Raw genomic sequence first — 17,174 nt, 5'->3', positions numbered from 1 at the left:
CGGAGTCATCCCTCATGTGGCAAAGCTACCTCAACGGCCTCCTCGTCGCCTTCGGCCTGATCATGGCCATCGGCACCCAGAACGCCTTCGTTCTCGCCCAGAGCCTGCGCCGTGAACACCACCTGCCAGTGGCCGCGCTGTGCGTACTGTGCGACGCGATCCTGGTCGCCCTCGGCGTGTTCGGCCTGGCCACGGTGCTGGCACAGAACCCGACTTTGCTGGCGGTGGCGCGCTGGGGCGGCGCGGTGTTCCTCATCTGGTACGGTAGCAAGGCCCTGATGCGCGCCTGCTCCAGTCAGAGCCTGCAACAGGGCGACGGCCAAGGCATGCGCTCACGCCGTGCGGTACTGCTCAGCGCCTTGGCGGTGACCCTGCTCAACCCCCACGTGTATCTCGATACCGTCCTTCTGATCGGCTCCCTCGGTGCCCAGCAAACCGTGCCCGGCGCCTATGTCGCCGGCGCCGCCAGCGCCTCGCTGCTGTGGTTCTTCACCCTCGCCCTCGGCGCCGCCTGGCTTGCCCCGTGGCTCGCCCGCCCGAGTACCTGGCGCCTGCTCGATCTGATGGTCGCGGTGATGATGTTCGCAGTGGCGGCGCAACTGATCTTCAGTTGACGGCCACTTGTCCGCCGGCTGAAACAGCTCTGGAACCTCTTTTCCATACACTTGTTGCGTGGTTTAGACGTGGGCCCGGTGCTATGATCCCGAGCCTGCGTCGCAAAGAGTACAAACTCGCCGATGCATTCTATGGCCGCCCGTGATCGGCCTTGCGCTCACCGCACCAGACCTGATTAGGAGAATTCACCATGGCTTTTGAATTGCCGCCGCTGCCTTACGCCCACGATGCCCTGCAGCCGCACATTTCCAAGGAAACCCTGGAATACCACCACGACAAGCACCACAACACCTACGTCGTGAACCTGAACAACCTGGTCCCAGGTACCGAATTCGAAGGCAAGACCCTGGAAGAGATCGTCAAGACCTCCTCGGGTGGCATCTTCAACAACGCCGCCCAGGTCTGGAACCACACCTTCTACTGGAACTGCCTGGCTCCGAACGCCGGTGGCCAACCGACCGGCGCCCTGGCCGAAGCCATCAACACCGCCTTCGGCTCCTTCGACAAGTTCAAGGAAGAGTTCACCAAGACTTCCGTCGGCACCTTCGGTTCCGGCTGGGGCTGGCTGGTGAAGAAGGCTGACGGTTCCCTGGCCCTGGCCAGCACCATCGGCGCCGGCAACCCGCTGACCAACGGCGACACCCCGCTGCTGACCTGCGACGTCTGGGAACACGCCTACTACATCGACTACCGCAACGTCCGTCCGAAATACGTCGAGGCGTTCTGGAACCTGGTCAACTGGAAGTTCGTCGCCGAGCAGTTCGAAGGCAAGACCTTCACTGCCTGAGTCGCGCGCTTCTGAAAAAACCCGGCCTCGCCGGGTTTTTTTTCGCCCTCGGAAAGGCAACGCTGCCTTGCCGCCAGCGCAAGGCGCGCTAACATCAAAAATCTTGGGAAACTCATCGACCGACACTCAAGTCCCACGACAGGTCAACCGATACAGTGCCCAAAGGTCCGCCGGAAAAGACGGATCAGGCAGCGGGAAAACGAAAAACCACTACACACATCCTGCTCAAAGGCCGATAGTGGATTGCCATAATTGATGGCAAAATGATGCCATGCGCATGGATTAAGGAAACCCCATTGAAGCTGGAATTCAAGAACAGCTTATCGGTCAAGTTGCTCAGGGTTGTCCTGCTTTCGGCGCTGATCGTCGGAGTGGTGCTCAGCTGTGCGCAGATCGTTTTCGACGCCTACAAGACTCGTCAGGCAGTGGCCAACGACGCCCAGCGCATCCTCGACATGTTCCGCGACCCGTCAACCCAGGCGGTGTACAGCCTCGACCGGGAAATGGGCATGCAGGTCATCGAAGGCCTGTTCCAGGACAAGTCGGTGCGCATGGCCTCCATCGGCCATCCCAATGAAACCATGCTCGCGGAAAAATCCCGTCCACTGCAGGAGACCAGCACGCGCTGGCTGACCGACCTGATCCTCGGCCAGGAACGCTCGTTCACCACCCAACTGGTCGGCCGCGGCGCCTACAGCGAATACTACGGCGACCTGAACATTACCCTCGACACCGCCAGCTACGGTGAAAGCTTCATCTTCAGCTCGGTGATCATCTTCGTTTCCGGGGTTCTGCGCGCCCTGGCCATGGGTCTGGTGCTGTACCTGGTCTACCACTGGCTGCTGACCAAGCCGCTGTCGCGGATCATCGAGCACCTCACCCAGATCAATCCCGACCGCCCCAGCCAGCATCAACTGCCGCTGCTCAAGGGTCACGAGAAGAACGAGTTGGGCATGTGGATCAATACCGCCAACCAGCTGCTGGCCTCGATCGAGCGCAATACCCACCTGCGCCACGAGGCGGAAAACAGCCTGCTGCGCATGGCCCAGTATGACTTCCTCACCGGCCTGCCGAACCGTCAGCAACTCCAACAACAATTGGACAAGATCCTTGTCGATGCCGGGCGCCTGCAGCGCCGGGTAGCGGTGATCTGCGTCGGTCTCGACGACTTCAAGGGCATCAACGAACAGTTCAGCTACCAGGCCGGTGACCAGTTGCTGCTGGCCCTGGCCGACCGCCTGCGCGCCCACAGCGGACGCCTTGGCGCCCTCGCCCGTCTGGGTGGCGACCAGTTCGCCCTGGTCCAGGCGGACATCGAGCAACCCTACGAAGCCGCAGAGCTGGCACAGAGCATCCTCGACGATCTGGAAGCACCGTTCGCCCTCGACCTCCAGGAAATCCGCCTGCGCGCCACCATCGGCATCACCCTGTTCCCGGAAGACGGCGACAGCACAGAGAAGCTGCTGCAGAAAGCCGAACAGACCATGACCCTGGCCAAATCGCGGTCGCGCAACCGCTACCAGTTCTACATCGCCAGCGTCGACAGCGAGATGCGCCGTCGCCGCGAGCTGGAAAAGGACCTGCGCGAAGCACTGCCGCGCAACCAGCTATACCTCGTCTACCAGCCGCAGATCAGCTACCGGGACCAGCGCGTGGTCGGCGTCGAGGCACTGCTGCGCTGGCAGCACCCGGAACTGGGCATGGTCCCGCCGGACCAGTTCATCTCGCTGGCAGAGCAGAACGGCAATATCGTGGTGATCGGCGAATGGGTGCTCGACCAGGCCTGCCGCCAACTGCGCGAATGGCATGACCAGGGATTCAGCGAACTGCGCATGGCGGTCAACCTGTCCACCGTGCAACTGCACCACAGCGAGCTGCCGCGGGTGGTCAACAACCTCCTGCAGATCTATCGCCTGCCGCCGCGCAGCCTGGAGCTGGAGGTGACCGAGACCGGCCTGATGGAAGACATCAGCACCGCCGCCCAGCACCTGCTGAGCCTGCGCCGCTCCGGCGCGCTGATCGCCATCGACGACTTCGGCACTGGCTATTCCTCCCTCAGCTATCTGAAATCGCTGCCGCTGGACAAGATCAAGATCGACAAGAGCTTCGTCCAGGACCTGCTGGAAGACGACGACGATGCCACCATCGTCCGGGCCATCATCCAGCTGGGCAAGAGCCTCGGCATGCAGGTCATCGCCGAAGGCGTGGAAACCGCGGAGCAGGAGGCCTACATCATTGCCCAGGGCTGCCACGAGGGCCAGGGCTACCACTACAGCAAACCGCTGCCAGCGCGCGAACTCACCGCCTTCCTCAAACAGGCCCAGCGCAACCAGGTGTCGATACTCTAGGCGACACCGCGATTGCCCACGCACGACAAAGGCACATTAAATTGCGTGATGGCCTCTTTACATAAAATGCAAATCTTTCGCATTATGTTGCAGCTTTTTTTTCGCGTGCGCCCCTTTGCACGCCTGTTCAACCCTCCGACGCAGGAATTCGCCATGATTCGTATGCCTCTGGCCACCGCCAGTCTGTTGGCCATTGCCATCTCCCTCGCCGGTTGCGGCGACAGCAAGGACAAGGCTGCCGCGCCACAAGCACAGGCACCGGCTCCGGCAGCTGCCGCCACCCCGGCCGCTCCAGCCGCCGCTGGCGCCGTGGACGAGGCTGCTGCCCAGGCCGTGGTCAAGCACTACGCCGAGATCGTCTACGCCACCTACAGCGACGCCCTGAGCACCGCGAAGACCCTGCAGACCGCCATCGACGCCTTCCTCGCCAAGCCAAACGACGAAACCCTGAACGCCGCCAAGGCCGCCTGGGCCGCCGCCCGCGTTCCGTACCTGCAGAGCGAGGCGTTCCGCTTTGGCAACACCATCATCGACGACTGGGAAGGCCAGGTGAACTCGTGGCCACTGGACGAAGGCCTGATCGACTACGTCGACAAGAGCTACGAACACGCCCTGGGCAACCCGGCGGCCAGCGCCAACATCATCGCCAACACCGAGATCCAGGTCGGCGAAGACAAGGTCGACGTCAAAGACATCACCCCTGAGAAACTGGCCAGCCTGAACGAACTGGGCGGCTCCGAGGCCAACGTCGCCACCGGCTACCACGCCATCGAATTCCTGCTCTGGGGCCAGGACCTGAACGGCACCGGCCCGGGCGCCGGCAACCGTCCGGCGTCGGACTACCTGGAAGGTGCAGGCGCTACCGGCGGCCACAACGACCGTCGTCGTGCCTACCTGCAAGCGGTCACCCAACTGCTGGTCAGCGACCTGGAAGAAATGGTCAAGAACTGGGCGCCGAACGTCACCGACAACTACCGCGCCAGCCTGGAGGCCGAGCCGGTCGCCAATGGCCTGCGCAAGATGCTGTTCGGCATGGGCAGCCTGTCCCTGGGCGAACTGGCGGGCGAGCGCATGAAGGTGTCCCTGGAAGCCAACTCGCCGGAAGACGAGCAGGACTGCTTCAGCGACAACACCCACTACTCGCACTTCTACGACGCCAAGGGCATCCGCAACGTCTACCTGGGCGAGTACACCCGCGTCGACGGCACCAAGCTGACCGGCCCGAGTCTGTCGTCGCTGGTGGCCAAGGTCGATCCGGCCACTGACAAGACCCTGCAGGACGACCTGGCCGCCACCGAGGCAAAAATCCAGGTTATTGTCGACCACGCCCTGAAAGGCGAGCACTACGACCAGCTGATCGCTGCCGACAACGCTGCCGGCAACCAGATCGTGCGTGACGCCATCGCTTCGCTGGTCAAGCAGACCGGTGCGATCGAACAGGCCGCCACCAAGCTGGGCATCACCGACCTGAACCCTGATACCGCTGATCACGAATTCTGATTCGGCGCAGGTTCAGAACGAGAGAGGCGACCTTCGGGTCGCCTTTTTTATTTCTGCTGTGTCCTTCAGGGACGCAACATTGCTTCCTGTCAAAGAACTCACAAAACTGACAGGGTTTTCATCCGGCAAACGCAAATCCCTCTTATTCACTTCGCCGGCTCCTGTTAAGCTTGCGGGCTGATTTTTCGTACACCGTCCGGGATCCCGAATGCCCTCGCTGCTTCGTCTTTGTCTGCCGTTCTTGCTGGCCTTGCCCCTGGTCGCCTGCGACGAAGCCCCGCGCTTCACCCAGGCCGAACCGGGTGAAGCCCGTGCCGGTGGCGACACCACGGTGAACCGCGGCGACCGTGGCGCCTACCAGATGCCGGCCGCCAACCTGACCCCGGCCCGGCGCCTGGACTTCAACGTCGGCAACAGTTTCTTCCGCAGTCCGTGGGTCATCGCCCCGTCCACCACCACCGCCCGCGACGGCCTCGGCCCGCTGTTCAACACCAGCGCCTGCGTCAGTTGCCATATACGCGACGGTCGCGGCCACCCACCCGAGCACGACGATGCCAACGCGGTGTCGATGCTGGTACGCCTGTCGATTCCCGACCAGCCGGAGTACGCCAAGGTCATCGAGCGCATGGGCGTGGTGCCCGAACCGGTCTACGGCACCCAGTTGCAGGACATGGCGATCCCTGGCGTCGCCCCGGAAGGCAAGGTGCGGGTCGACTACGAGCCGCTGACCGTGAGCTTCAAGGACGGCACCGCGGTCGAGCTGCGCAAGCCGACCCTGCAGATCACCCGCCTCGGCTACGGTCCGATGCACCCGGACACGCGCTTCTCGGCACGCATCGCCCCACCGATGATCGGCCTCGGCCTGCTCGAAGCCATCCCCGAAGAAGCGATCCTGGCCAACGCCGACCCGGACGATCGCAACGGCGATGGCATCCGCGGCCGGCCCAACCGGGTCTGGGACGACGCCGAGAACAAGACCGTGCTCGGCCGCTTCGGCTGGAAGGCCGGACAACCGAACATCAATCAGCAGAATGTCCACGCACTGTCCGGCGACATGGGCCTGACCTCGACCCTGCGCCCGTTCGACGACTGCACCGAAGCCCAGGTCGACTGCCGCAACGCCCCCAACGGCAACGGCGAAAACGGCGAAAACGGCGAGCAGGAAGTCAGCGACAACATCCTGCGCCTGATCACCTACTACACCCGCAACCTCGCCGTACCGGTGCGCAGGGACGTGGACTCGGCCGAGGTACTGGCCGGCAAGAACCTGTTCTACCAGGCCGGCTGCCAGGGCTGCCACGTGCCGAAGTTCGTCACCTCGGCCAACGCCGCCGAGCCGGAGCTGGCCAACCAGACCATCTGGCCCTACAGCGACCTGCTCCTGCACGACATGGGCCCGGGCCTGGCCGACCAGCGCACCGAGTTCGCCGCCAGCGGCCAGGACTGGCGCACCCCGCCACTCTGGGGCATCGGCAAGAACCAGGTCGTCAGCGGCCACACCCAGTTTCTCCACGATGGCCGGGCGCGCAACCTGCTCGAAGCCGTGCTCTGGCACGGCGGCGAGGCAGAAGCCGCCCGGCAACGCGTCTTGACCTTCGATGCCACGCAGCGCAGTGCGTTGCTGGCGTTCCTGAACTCACTCTAAAGAGAAGGAGCCGGACATGTTCCGTCCCAAGCTGTTGTTCACCAGCCTTGCCGCCCTAGCCCTGGGCGCCTGCTCGCCACAAGACCCGCAGGCGGTGACCTCCGCCGCCATCGCCAAGCAGGTGATCATGCCGACCTACAGCCGCTGGGTCGAAGCCGACCGCCAGCTGGCCGTCAGCGCCCTGGCCTACTGCGAAGGCAAGGCCAGCCTGGACACTGCCCGCGCCGACTTCCTGCACGCACAGAAAGCCTGGGCTGAACTGCAACCGCTGTTGATCGGCCCGCTGGCCGAGGGCAACCGCGCCTGGCAAGTGCAGTTCTGGCCAGACAAGAAGAACCTGGTCGGCCGTCAGGTCGAGCAACTGGTCAACGGCGACAAACCGCTGGACGCCGACGCCGTCGCCAAATCCAGCGTCGTGGTGCGTGGCCTGTCCGCCTACGAATACATCCTCTTCGACAGCAAGCCGGAGATCGCCAACGACGAGCAGAAGGCGCGCTACTGCCCGCTGCTGGTGGCCATCGCCGACTACCAGAAGACCTTGGCCGAAGACATCCTGAAGAATTGGAACAGCACCGACGGCATGCTCGCCCAGCTGACCAAGTTCCCCAACCAGCGCTACGCCGACTCGCACGAGGCCATCGCCGACCTGCTGCGCGCCCAGGTCACCGCCCTGGACACCCTCAAGAAGAAACTCGGCACGCCGATGGGCCGCATGAGCAAGGGCATCCCGCAGCCGCTGCAAGCCGAAGCCTGGCGCAGCCAGTCGTCGCTCAAGAGCCTCGCCGCCAGCCTGGCCGCTGCGCAGACCGTCTGGGTCGGGGTCGACAACCAGGGCCTGCGCGGCCTGCTGGGCAAGGACCAGAAGGCCCTGGCCGACAAGATCGACGCAGCCTATGCCGACGCCCTGCAGAAACTGGAAGGCAACCAGCGCACTCTGAGCGACCTGCTCGAAGACGACGCCGGCCGCCAGCAACTGAACACCATCTACGACGCCCTGAACGTGGTCCATCGCCTGCACGAAAGCGATCTGGCGAAGGCCCTGAACATCCAGCTCGGCTTCAATGCCAACGACGGTGACTGATCATGCTGCGACGCCAGGCCCTGAAACTCGGTAGCGTTCTGCTCAGCGCCCTGACCCTGGGCGGCTGGACCCTGCTGCGGCGAAAGGATCAGCCGCCACTCCTGCTGTCCGCCCGCGACGACGCGGACGGTCAGCACTACGCGGTCGGCTATCGCCTGGACGGAACCCAGGTGTTCGCCACCCGGGTTGGCCAGCGTTGCCATGACATCATCAATCACCCGGAACAACCGATCGCCCTGTTCGTCGCCCGCAGGCCAGGCACCGAAAGCTACCTGATCGACCTGCGCGACGGGCGTCTGCTGCAGACCATCGCCTCGCAGCCGAACCGGCACTTCTACGGCCACGCGGTAATCCACAAGGGCGGCGAATGGCTGTACGCCACCGAGAACGACACCACCGATCCTGGACGTGGCGTGCTCGGCGTATACCGCTTCGAGGGCGAGCGTCTGGTGCACAGCGGCGAGCTGTCGACTCACGGCATCGGCCCGCATCAGGTGTCCTGGCTGCCGGATGGGGAAACCCTGGTGGTGGCCAACGGCGGCATCCGTACCGAAGCCGAGAGCCGCGTGGAGATGAACCTCGACGCCATGGAACCAAGCCTGGTCCTGATGCGTCGCGACGGCAGCCTGATCAGTAAGGAAACCCTCGGCCAGCAGATGAACAGCGTGCGTCACCTGGCGATCGCCAGCGATGGCACGGTGATCGCCTGCCAGCAGTTCATGGGCGCCGCCCACGAGACCGCCGAGCTGTTGGCGATCAAGCGTCCAGGGCAGCCGTTCGAGGCCTTCCCGGTACCGGAGCACCAGTTGCAATCCATGGCCCAGTACACCGCCAGCGTCGCCGTGCACAACGAGCTGCGCCTGGTGGCAATGACCGCCCCGCGGGCCAACCGCCTGTTCATCTGGAATCTCGACGACGCCAGCGTGCGCCTCGATGCGCCAATGCCGGATTGCGCCGGGGTCGGCGCGGTGGCCGACGGCTTCGTGGTCACCTCGGGACAAGGCCGTTGCCGGCTCTACGACTGCCGCCAGAAGACGCTGGTCGGCCAGCCGCTGCAACTGCCATCAGGGTTGTGGGACAACCATTTGCATCTGGTGTGAAGCAACATCGCCGGGCGCAGGGCAAACGGACTAGACTTCGCCAACCAGACTCCAGGGAAATGGAATTATGCTGCGCCGTCGCATGCTGATCATGTTGGGCATCGTGCTGTTGATCGTGCTCGGGCTGGGGGGCTACAAGGCCTTCTCCATCTACAAGCAGGTCCAGATGTTCTCCGCACCGAAACCGCCGGTCAGCGTGGCGGCGACCCAGGCGTGGACATTGTCCTGGCAAAGCCGCCTGCCGGCGGTGGGCAGCCTCAAGGCCCTGCAGGGCGTCGACCTTAGTCTGGAAACCGATGGCACGGTGACCAGGCTGATGTTCGAGTCCGGACAAAAGGTCAAGCAGGGCCAACCACTGCTGGAGCTCGACAGCCAGGTCGAGACCGCCCTGCTCGGTACCGCGCTGGCCGACCTCAAGCTGGCGGAAGTGGACTACGGTCGCGGCAGCCAGCTGGTGGGTAGCCAGGCCATTTCCAAGGGTGAGTACGATCGCCTGACCTCGCAGTTTCGCCGCAACAAGGCGGTGGTCGACCAGCTCAAGGCCTCCCTGGCCAAGAAAAGCATCGCCGCGCCGTTCAGCGGCACCATCGGCATCCGCCAGGTGGATGTCGGCGAATACCTGCCTAGCGGTACGAAGATCGCCACCCTGCAGGACCTCAGCAGTCTCTATGTCGACTTTTCGGTGCCAGAGCAGAGCCTGCCCCGGGTCAGCCTCGACCAGCAGGTGCTGATCGGTGTCGCCGCCTTCCCCGGCGAGACCTTCGCCGGTCGTGTCAGCGCGATCAACCCCAAGGTCGAGGACGCCACCCGCAATGTGCTGGTCCGTGCCACCCTGGCCAATCCTGACGGCAAGCTGCTACCGGGAATGTTCGCCAACGTCCAGGTGCTGCTGCCCAACCCCCGTGACGAAGTGGTGGTGCCGCAGAGCGCGGTGACCTACACCCTGTATGGCAACTCGGTCTATGTTGCCGCGCCGAAGAAAACCGAGAACGGCGAGGAAGAGAAGGACGCCGAAGGCAAGCCGATGCTGATCGCCGAACGGCGCTTCGTCACCACCGGCGAACACCGCGACGGCCTGGTGGTGGTGAGCAAGGGCCTGAATGCTGGCGAGACCGTGGTCACCGCCGGCCAGCTCAAGCTGACCCAGGGCGCGCACGTCAGCCTCAGCCCGGACAAGACCCTCAAAGACCAACCGAACGGCCAGCCTGGCGCCAACTGACAAGGAGGCACCATGGCATTTACCGATCCGTTCATCCGCCGTCCGGTGCTGGCCACCGTGGTCAGCCTGCTGATTGTCCTGCTCGGCTTCCAGGCCTGGAGCAAGCTGCCCATCCGCCAGTACCCGCAGATGGAAAACGCCCTGATCACGGTGACCACCGCCTACCCTGGGGCCAACGCCGAAACCATCCAGGGCTACATCACCCAACCGATGCAACAGAGCCTGGCCAGTGCCGAGGGCATCGACTACATGACCTCGGTAAGCCGGCAGAATTTCTCGGTGATCTCGATCTATGCGCGCATCGGCTCGGACAGCGACCGACTGTTCACCGAACTGCTAGCAAAGGCCAATGAGGTCAAGAACAAGCTGCCGCAGGACGCCGAAGACCCGGTGCTGAGCAAGGAGGCCGCCGATGCCTCGGCACTGATGTACATCAGCTTCTACAGCAAGGAACTGAGCAACCCGCAGATCACCGACTACCTGTCGCGGGTGATCCAGCCCAAGCTGGCGACCCTGCCGGGCATGGCCGAGGCGGAGATCCTCGGCAATCAGGTATTCGCCATGCGCCTCTGGCTCGACCCGGTGCGCCTGGCCGGCTATGGCCTGGCCGCCAGCGACGTGACCGAGGCGGTGCGGCGCTACAACTTCCTCTCCGCTGCCGGCGAGGTGAAGGGCGAGTACGTGGTCACCAGCATCAACGCCAGCACCGAGCTGAAGTCCGCCGAAGCCTTCGCCAATATCCCGCTGAAAACCAGCGGCACCAGCCGGGTTCTGCTCGGCGACGTGGCGCGGGTGGAGATGGGCGCGGAGAACTACGACACGGTCAGTTCCTTCGACGGTACGCCCTCGGTGTACATCGGCATCAAGGCCACGCCCGGGGCCAACCCGCTGGACGTGATCAAGGAGGTGCGCAAGCTGATGCCCGAGCTGGAAGGCCAGTTGCCGCCCAACCTCAAGGCCTCCATCGCCTACGACGCCACCCTGTTCATCCAGGCCTCCATCGATGAAGTGGTGAAGACCCTGGTCGAGGCGGTGCTCATTGTCATCGTCGTGGTCTTCCTGTTCCTCGGTGCCTTCCGCTCGGTGCTGATCCCTGTGGTCACCATCCCGCTGTCGATGATCGGCGTGCTGTTCTTCATGCAACTGATGGGCTACTCGCTGAACCTGCTGACCCTGCTGGCGATGGTACTGGCCATCGGCCTGGTGGTAGACGATGCCATCGTCGTGGTGGAGAACATCCACCGCCATATCGAGGAAGGCAAGACCCCGTTCGAGGCGGCCCTGGAGGGCGCCCGGGAAATCGCCATGCCGGTGGTGTCGATGACCATCACCCTGGCAGCGGTCTATGCGCCCATCGGCTTCCTTGAAGGCCTCACCGGGGCACTGTTCAAGGAGTTCGCCCTGACCCTGGCCGGCGCCGTGGTCATCTCTGGCGTCGTCGCCCTGACCCTGTCGCCGATGATGTGCGCCTTCCTCCTGCGCCACGAGGAAAACCCCAGCGGCCTGGCCCATCGTCTCGACCTGATCTTCGAACGCCTGAAGCAGCGCTATCAGAAGATCCTCCACGCCACCCTGGATACCCGGCCGGTGGTGATCGTATTCGGCCTGATCGTGCTGTGCCTGATCCCGGTGTTTCTCAAGTTCAGCACCTCGGAACTGGCACCGAACGAGGACCAGGGCATCATCTTCATGATGGCCACCGCGCCGCAGCCGGCCAACCTCGATTACCTCAATGCCTACACCGACGAGTTCACCACGCTGTTCAAGGAGTTCCCCGAGTACTACTCGTCGTTCCAGATCAACGGCTTCAATGGTGTGCAATCGGGGATCGGCGGCTTCTTGCTCAAGCCCTGGGGCGACCGCAAGCGCACCCAGATGGAGTTGTTACCGCAAGTCCAGGCCAAGCTCAACGGCATCGCCGGCCTGCAGATCTTCGGCTTCAACCTGCCCTCGTTGCCGGGTACCGGCGAAGGCCTGCCGTTCGCCTTCGTGATCAATACCCCGAACGACTACGAGTCGCTGCTGGACGTGGCCCAGCGGGTCAAGCAGCGTGCCGAGGCTTCGGGCAAGTTCGCCTTCCTCGATATCGACCTGGCCTTCGACAAGCCGGAAGTGGTGGTGGACATCGACCGCGCCAAGGCCGCGCAGATGGGCGTGTCCATGGACGTGCTCGGCAGCACCCTGGCGACCCTGCTGGGCGAGGCCGAGATCAACCGCTTTACCATCGACGGACGCAGCTACAAGGTGATCGCCCAGGTCGAGCGGGCCTACCGCGACAACCCGGACTGGCTGAACAACTACTACGTGAAGAACCAGGACGGACAGATGCTGCCACTGTCGACCCTGATCACCGTCACCGACCGCGCCCGTCCGCGCCAGCTCAACCAGTTCCAGCAGCTCAACTCGGCAATCATCTCCGGCTTCCCGGTGGTCAGCATGGGCGAAGCCATCGACACCGTGCGCAACATCGCCCAGGAGGAAGCACCAGCCGGCTTCGCCTTCGACTACGGCGGCGCGGCGCGCCAGTACGTGCAGGAAGGCAGTGCGTTGTGGGTGACCTTCGGCCTGGCCCTGGCGATCATCTTCCTGGTCCTGGCGGCGCAGTTCGAGAGTTTCCGCGACCCGCTGGTGATCCTGGTGACGGTGCCGATGTCGATCTGCGGTGCGCTGATCCCGCTGTTCCTCGGCCTGTCGAGTCTGAACATCTACACCCAGGTCGGCCTCGTGACGCTGATCGGCCTGATCAGCAAGCACGGCATCCTGATCGTCGAGTTCGCCAACCAGTTGCGTGAGCAAAAAGGCCTGTCGGCACGCGAGGCAATCGAGGAAGCAGCGGCAATCCGCCTGCGGCCAGTACTGATGACCACGGCGGCGATGGTGTTCGGCATGGTGCCGCTGATCATCGCCACGGGGGCGGGGGCGGTGAGCCGGTTCGATATCGGGATGGTGATTGCCACGGGGATGTCGGTGGGTACGCTGTTCACGCTGTTCGTATTGCCGTGTGTGTATACGTTGCTGGCGCGCAAGGATGACGTGAAAGCGCTAGAGCAGCCGGCAATTTGATACCGTTCTCTCGAACCTCAAACCCCATACAGCAAAAGGCCCCATCCATGGACGGGGCCTTTTCAATTGCAACTCACCCTGTTCAGCCCTGGGCACGCAACCCCTGGCTCATACCGAACAGAAACAGCAGCAGGTCGTGGTCGGGCTTGGCATCGACCTGCGGTTTCACCGCTCGCGGCAATGGGCAATGCGTCAACGACGCGGACGCATTGATCACACCCGGGCGTGGCTCTTCCCAGGCGGCGACTGCAACGGTCGCGGTAGCCAGGGCAGCCAAGAGAAACAAACTTCGAGCTATTTCTAGTTTCATCACTCTAAACCTTTGACCGCGCTGCCAAACGCCATACGGTAAAAGTAGAGCAGCTTTTCCCAGTCGGCATCGCTGAACGACGAATGGCGGCGCAATTGACGCAGATCGTTGGCGGCGGCCTTGTGCTTGCTGATCCGCCGACGGCATTTCTCAAGATCCAGCAGCGCCACTTCGGCGCGAGCCTCCTCACCCTCGCCCACCACCTTGACGAAGACATGCTTGGCGTACAGGCAACCATGCTGCCAATGCCCCAGATGCATACGCGCCAGATTGCGCGCCAGATCCTCGAGGATTCGCTCGTGCAGCACTTCGCCGTAGCGCTCGCGACCACCTTTGGCGTACCAGACGTCAATTTCCTCGAACCCGTCCAGCGCCTCGCTGATCAGTAATGCCCGCCACTGGCGGTCGGCATCACGCTCGACGCCGCAATAGACGATATGCGGCACGCGCACGCCGAGCTGTTCGAAACTGTGCAGGGCTTCGTATTCGCGCAACACGGTAGGGCGACCGAAGGGATGCAGCACGCTGCGATAGATATGCCCGACCTGGCGCTTGGCATAAAGCAGGTGTCCGCGATCATCGCGCAGGCGCTGTACGCCACTTTCGCCACCACGACGCTGGTTGGGTTCCTCGACCCATTCGCCCTGCTGCTGCCAGAAATACTCGAATTGATCAGTGCCGGAGGTCCGGTCCGCGCTTGCCACATCCATAGTTTTCAACCTTTTCGCAATACATAGACTCGCCACATCGCATAGAACGGCAGGAAGTCCATTCGTTCCTGAATCCGGAAGCCGGCGGCCTTGAATTCTTCTTCGACCGTAGCAGCCGGTAACACAAAGCGGTTCTGGTAACTCCCGGTCTCACCACGGGCGATACGCTGGTCTTCGAGTTTTTTTCGGCGCCAGGCCTTGAAATTACCATCCACCCACAACGAGAGAATCACGCTATCACGGGTAACTCTTTGAAATTCCTTGAGAATTTGCATTCTGTGAGGTGCTTCGCCGATATGGTGGAAAAGACGCATGCAGAAGATGCTATCGACGGCGTTGTCGGGCAGATCGATATCGAATGCAGAAGTCTGCAAGGGACGTACCCGTTTCACGACCTCGGGCGACTGCGAGCGGCAAGCGGTTTCCAGCATGGCCGCGGAATTGTCGGCACCGATGATCACGCGGTTGGGTTTCTCGGCCAGCAATGGCCAGAAGCGACCTGCTCCGCACGGCAAGTCGAGAACCAGGCCGGGCTCGCCGGCCAGGGTCAGCGCACGGCGTGCCAATTGCTCGTCACGGTTATGGGACATACGCCGGGAAAAACTGGCGTGGTGTTTTTCGAAGTACTGCTGGGCGTGCTGCTGGTCGTACTTATCGGAAAATTCAAGCTTGGTAGGGTTGGACATGAATAGTCTCCTGACGGCAATGAGCGCCACGTTACATGGGGCAACGTTGCCGTCAGGTCATGCATGTGTGAAAAATATGTAAGGCATAAGAACAGTTTTTTACAAAGAATTACAGGCGCCGCGCCGGCCTCAGAGGTCCGGCGACAGCCCTTTGTCACCCAGGCTGACATGGAAGCGGCAGCCATGGGGTCGGGTTTCACTGAGGGTCACCACCCAGCCTTGATCATCACAGATCCGTTGAACCAGCGAGAGGCCGAGCCCAAGCCCCTCACCGCGCTTTTCGCCACCGCGGACGAACGGTTGGAACATCGCTTCGCGTTGTTCCTCGGGGATACCGACACCGCTGTCCTCGACGGTAAAGCTGCTGGCTTCGATCGTCAGGCGGATGAAGCCATGGTCGGTGTAATGGGCCGCGTTGCGCAGCAGGTTGCCCATGACCGACTGGAGGAATGTGGCGTTGTAGAGAGTGGACGATGTTTCGTTGACCACGAAGCTGAGCTTCAGACCTTTCTGCTCGATGGTGTCGCGCCAGACTCCGACCAGTTCGTCACCGACCTCTTTCAGCGTCGTCTGTGAGGCCACCGCGCCTTCATCGCGCTGGGCACGGGCGAGCATCAGGAAGGTCTTCACCAGTTCGCGCATTTCCTCGGTGGCGCGGGCAATGCGCTCCACCTGGGTACGGGCCCGGCCTTCGAGAGCGGGGTTCTCCATCAACAGTTCGCAGGATGTGGCCAGCACCATCAACGGCGTGCGTAGTTCGTGGCTGACATCACTGGTGAACAACCGCTCGCGATTCAACGCATCGCGCAAGCGGCCCAGGGTGGCATCGAAGGCAACCGCCAGCTGACCCACTTCATCGGCGGCATAGTCCGGCGCCAGCGGCGGCGCCAAGCCGAGCAACTGGTCACGATGGCGAACCTGACGCGCCAGGCGCACGACCGGCGCCATGACCCGGCGGGCCAGAATCCAGCCGAGGAACACCGCCAGGGCCAGGCTGAGCACGAAGCCCACCACCACTACGGCGAAGAGCACCCGTTCGCGCTCCTCGAAATCACTCTGGTCCTGCAGCAGCACGTAACGCCGACCATCCACCACCTCGACCATGGCGTGGTACGACAGGTGTTCGCGAAATACCTCGTGGAAACCGGGATTCAGGTGACGCAGGTCCGATGGCAGGGCGAAATCGTCACGCCCGCCACTGTAATAGAAGAGCTGGTCCGGTCGCGGCCGGTGGCTCCACTCACTGACGTTGTCCATCAGCAGCAGACGTTGCAGATCACCACCGAGCACCGAGGAAATCAGCCGCTCCTCAACCAGGTGCACCGTGGCGACAATGCCGAAGGCGAACGCTCCGGCCACCAGTGCGCTCATCAGAGCAAAAGCAATGATGATCCGCTGCGCAAGACTCTGCTTAAACTCCATCACGCCCCTCGGCCAGGCGATAGCCGACGCCATGGACAGTGTGCAACAGCGGTTTGTCGAACGGCTTGTCGATCACCTGACGCAATTGGTGAACATGGCTGCGCAGACTGTCGCTGTCCGGGCAGTCATCTCCCCACAGGGCGTCTTCCAGGACTTCGCGGCGCAGGACGTGGGGGCTTTTCTGCATCAGCACCGCCAGCAGCTTCAAGCCGACCGGGTTGAGCTTGAGGTGACGGCCCTGACGGGTGACTTCCAGGGTATCGAGGTCGTAGCTCAGGTCGCCCACCTGCAGGCTACGGCGCCCGCCCCCCTGGGCCCGACGCAGCACCGCTTCGATGCGCGCGGCCAGCTCGGACAAGGCGAACGGCTTGAGCAGGTAATCGTCGGCACCGGAGCGGAAACCCTGCAGGCGATCGTCGAGCTGGTCGCGAGCGGTGAGCATGATCACCGGCGTGTCGCGGCGGGCGTCTTCGCGCAATCGCTTGCACAGGGTGTAGCCGTCGATGCCGGGCAACATGATGTCGAGAACGATCAGGTCGTAATGCTCGGTAGCGGCCAGGTGCAGGCCGGACAAGCCGTCCTGGGCACAGTCCACGGTGTAGCCTTTGAGCCCCAGGTAATCGGCCAGGTTGGCCAGGATATCGCGGTTGTCTTCAACCAGTAGAATGCGCATGGCTCCCTCTCTGCT

Annotated in this window: 14 protein-coding genes; 9 read left to right on the top strand and 5 right to left on the bottom strand. The window is 63.1% G+C overall.

The features are described 5' to 3' along the window. Nucleotides 1-14 precede the first annotated feature (14 nt). The 9 genes from AC5QPF_RS05875 to AC5QPF_RS05835 all read left to right on the top strand — a co-directional run bounded on the left by AC5QPF_RS05875 (nucleotide 15) and on the right by AC5QPF_RS05835 (nucleotide 13,358). Nucleotides 15-614, top strand: a complete 600-nt coding sequence (locus tag AC5QPF_RS05875; RefSeq protein WP_494962416.1) for a LysE family transporter — start codon at nucleotides 15-17, stop codon at nucleotides 612-614. Between the two features lie 191 nt (nucleotides 615-805). Further along, on the top strand, nucleotides 806-1,402 hold the full coding sequence (locus AC5QPF_RS05870) for a Fe-Mn family superoxide dismutase (protein ID WP_494962415.1): 597 nt from the start codon (nucleotides 806-808) through the stop codon (nucleotides 1,400-1,402). A 296-nt stretch (nucleotides 1,403-1,698) separates the two neighbouring features. Beyond that, complete coding sequence (locus AC5QPF_RS05865; protein ID WP_494962414.1) at nucleotides 1,699-3,750, top strand: EAL domain-containing protein; 2,052 nt, start codon at nucleotides 1,699-1,701, stop codon at nucleotides 3,748-3,750. Nucleotides 3,751-3,903: 153 nt separating this feature from the next. Then, nucleotides 3,904-5,250: an imelysin family protein gene (locus tag AC5QPF_RS05860; RefSeq protein ID WP_494962413.1), complete on the top strand. Its 1,347-nt coding sequence runs from the start codon at nucleotides 3,904-3,906 to the stop codon at nucleotides 5,248-5,250. A gap of 208 nt (nucleotides 5,251-5,458) precedes the next feature. Then, complete coding sequence (locus AC5QPF_RS05855; protein WP_494962412.1) at nucleotides 5,459-6,895, top strand: di-heme oxidoredictase family protein; 1,437 nt, start codon at nucleotides 5,459-5,461, stop codon at nucleotides 6,893-6,895. A gap of 16 nt (nucleotides 6,896-6,911) precedes the next feature. Continuing rightward, a complete protein-coding gene (locus AC5QPF_RS05850; protein WP_494962411.1) occupies nucleotides 6,912-7,976 on the top strand; it encodes an imelysin family protein in 1,065 nt (354 codons plus the stop codon). Between the two features lie 2 nt (nucleotides 7,977-7,978). Continuing rightward, the gene (locus AC5QPF_RS05845) at nucleotides 7,979-9,076 is read left to right on the top strand and encodes a DUF1513 domain-containing protein (RefSeq protein ID WP_494962410.1); all 1,098 of its coding nucleotides are present in this window, start codon (nucleotides 7,979-7,981) and stop codon (nucleotides 9,074-9,076) included. A 67-nt stretch (nucleotides 9,077-9,143) separates the two neighbouring features. After that, nucleotides 9,144-10,295 carry an efflux RND transporter periplasmic adaptor subunit gene (locus AC5QPF_RS05840; protein WP_494962409.1) on the top strand — a complete coding sequence of 384 codons (1,152 nt, stop codon included), beginning with the start codon at nucleotides 9,144-9,146 and terminating at the stop codon, nucleotides 10,293-10,295. Between the two features lie 12 nt (nucleotides 10,296-10,307). After that, nucleotides 10,308-13,358, top strand: coding sequence for a multidrug efflux RND transporter permease subunit (locus tag AC5QPF_RS05835; protein ID WP_494962408.1), 3,051 nt, complete (start codon nucleotides 10,308-10,310; stop codon nucleotides 13,356-13,358). 82 nt (nucleotides 13,359-13,440) lie between these two features. Here AC5QPF_RS05835 and AC5QPF_RS05830 read toward each other — a convergent pair whose 3' ends face one another. The 5 genes from AC5QPF_RS05830 to colR form a co-directional block, all read right to left on the bottom strand. Further along, nucleotides 13,441-13,668, bottom strand: coding sequence for a hypothetical protein (locus AC5QPF_RS05830; protein WP_494962407.1), 228 nt, complete (start codon nucleotides 13,666-13,668; stop codon nucleotides 13,441-13,443). Continuing rightward, nucleotides 13,668-14,378: a lipopolysaccharide kinase InaA family protein gene (locus AC5QPF_RS05825; RefSeq protein ID WP_494962406.1), complete on the bottom strand. Its 711-nt coding sequence runs from the start codon at nucleotides 14,376-14,378 to the stop codon at nucleotides 13,668-13,670. Before AC5QPF_RS05825 ends, AC5QPF_RS05830 begins: the two co-directional genes overlap by 1 nt. A 5-nt stretch (nucleotides 14,379-14,383) precedes the next feature. Beyond that, on the bottom strand, nucleotides 14,384-15,064 hold the full coding sequence (locus AC5QPF_RS05820) for a methyltransferase domain-containing protein (protein ID WP_494962405.1): 681 nt from the start codon (nucleotides 15,062-15,064) through the stop codon (nucleotides 14,384-14,386). 129 nt (nucleotides 15,065-15,193) lie between these two features. After that, nucleotides 15,194-16,486, bottom strand: a complete 1,293-nt coding sequence (locus AC5QPF_RS05815) for an ATP-binding protein (protein WP_494962404.1) — start codon at nucleotides 16,484-16,486, stop codon at nucleotides 15,194-15,196. Beyond that, nucleotides 16,476-17,159 carry a two-component system response regulator ColR gene (colR, locus tag AC5QPF_RS05810; protein WP_075806470.1) on the bottom strand — a complete coding sequence of 228 codons (684 nt, stop codon included), beginning with the start codon at nucleotides 17,157-17,159 and terminating at the stop codon, nucleotides 16,476-16,478. Before colR ends, AC5QPF_RS05815 begins: the two co-directional genes overlap by 11 nt. Between the last annotated feature and the right edge of the window lie 15 nt (nucleotides 17,160-17,174).

Source organism: Pseudomonas sp. Con_6, from assembly GCF_059379395.1.
This window is presented reverse-complemented; position numbering and strand designations above follow the sequence as displayed.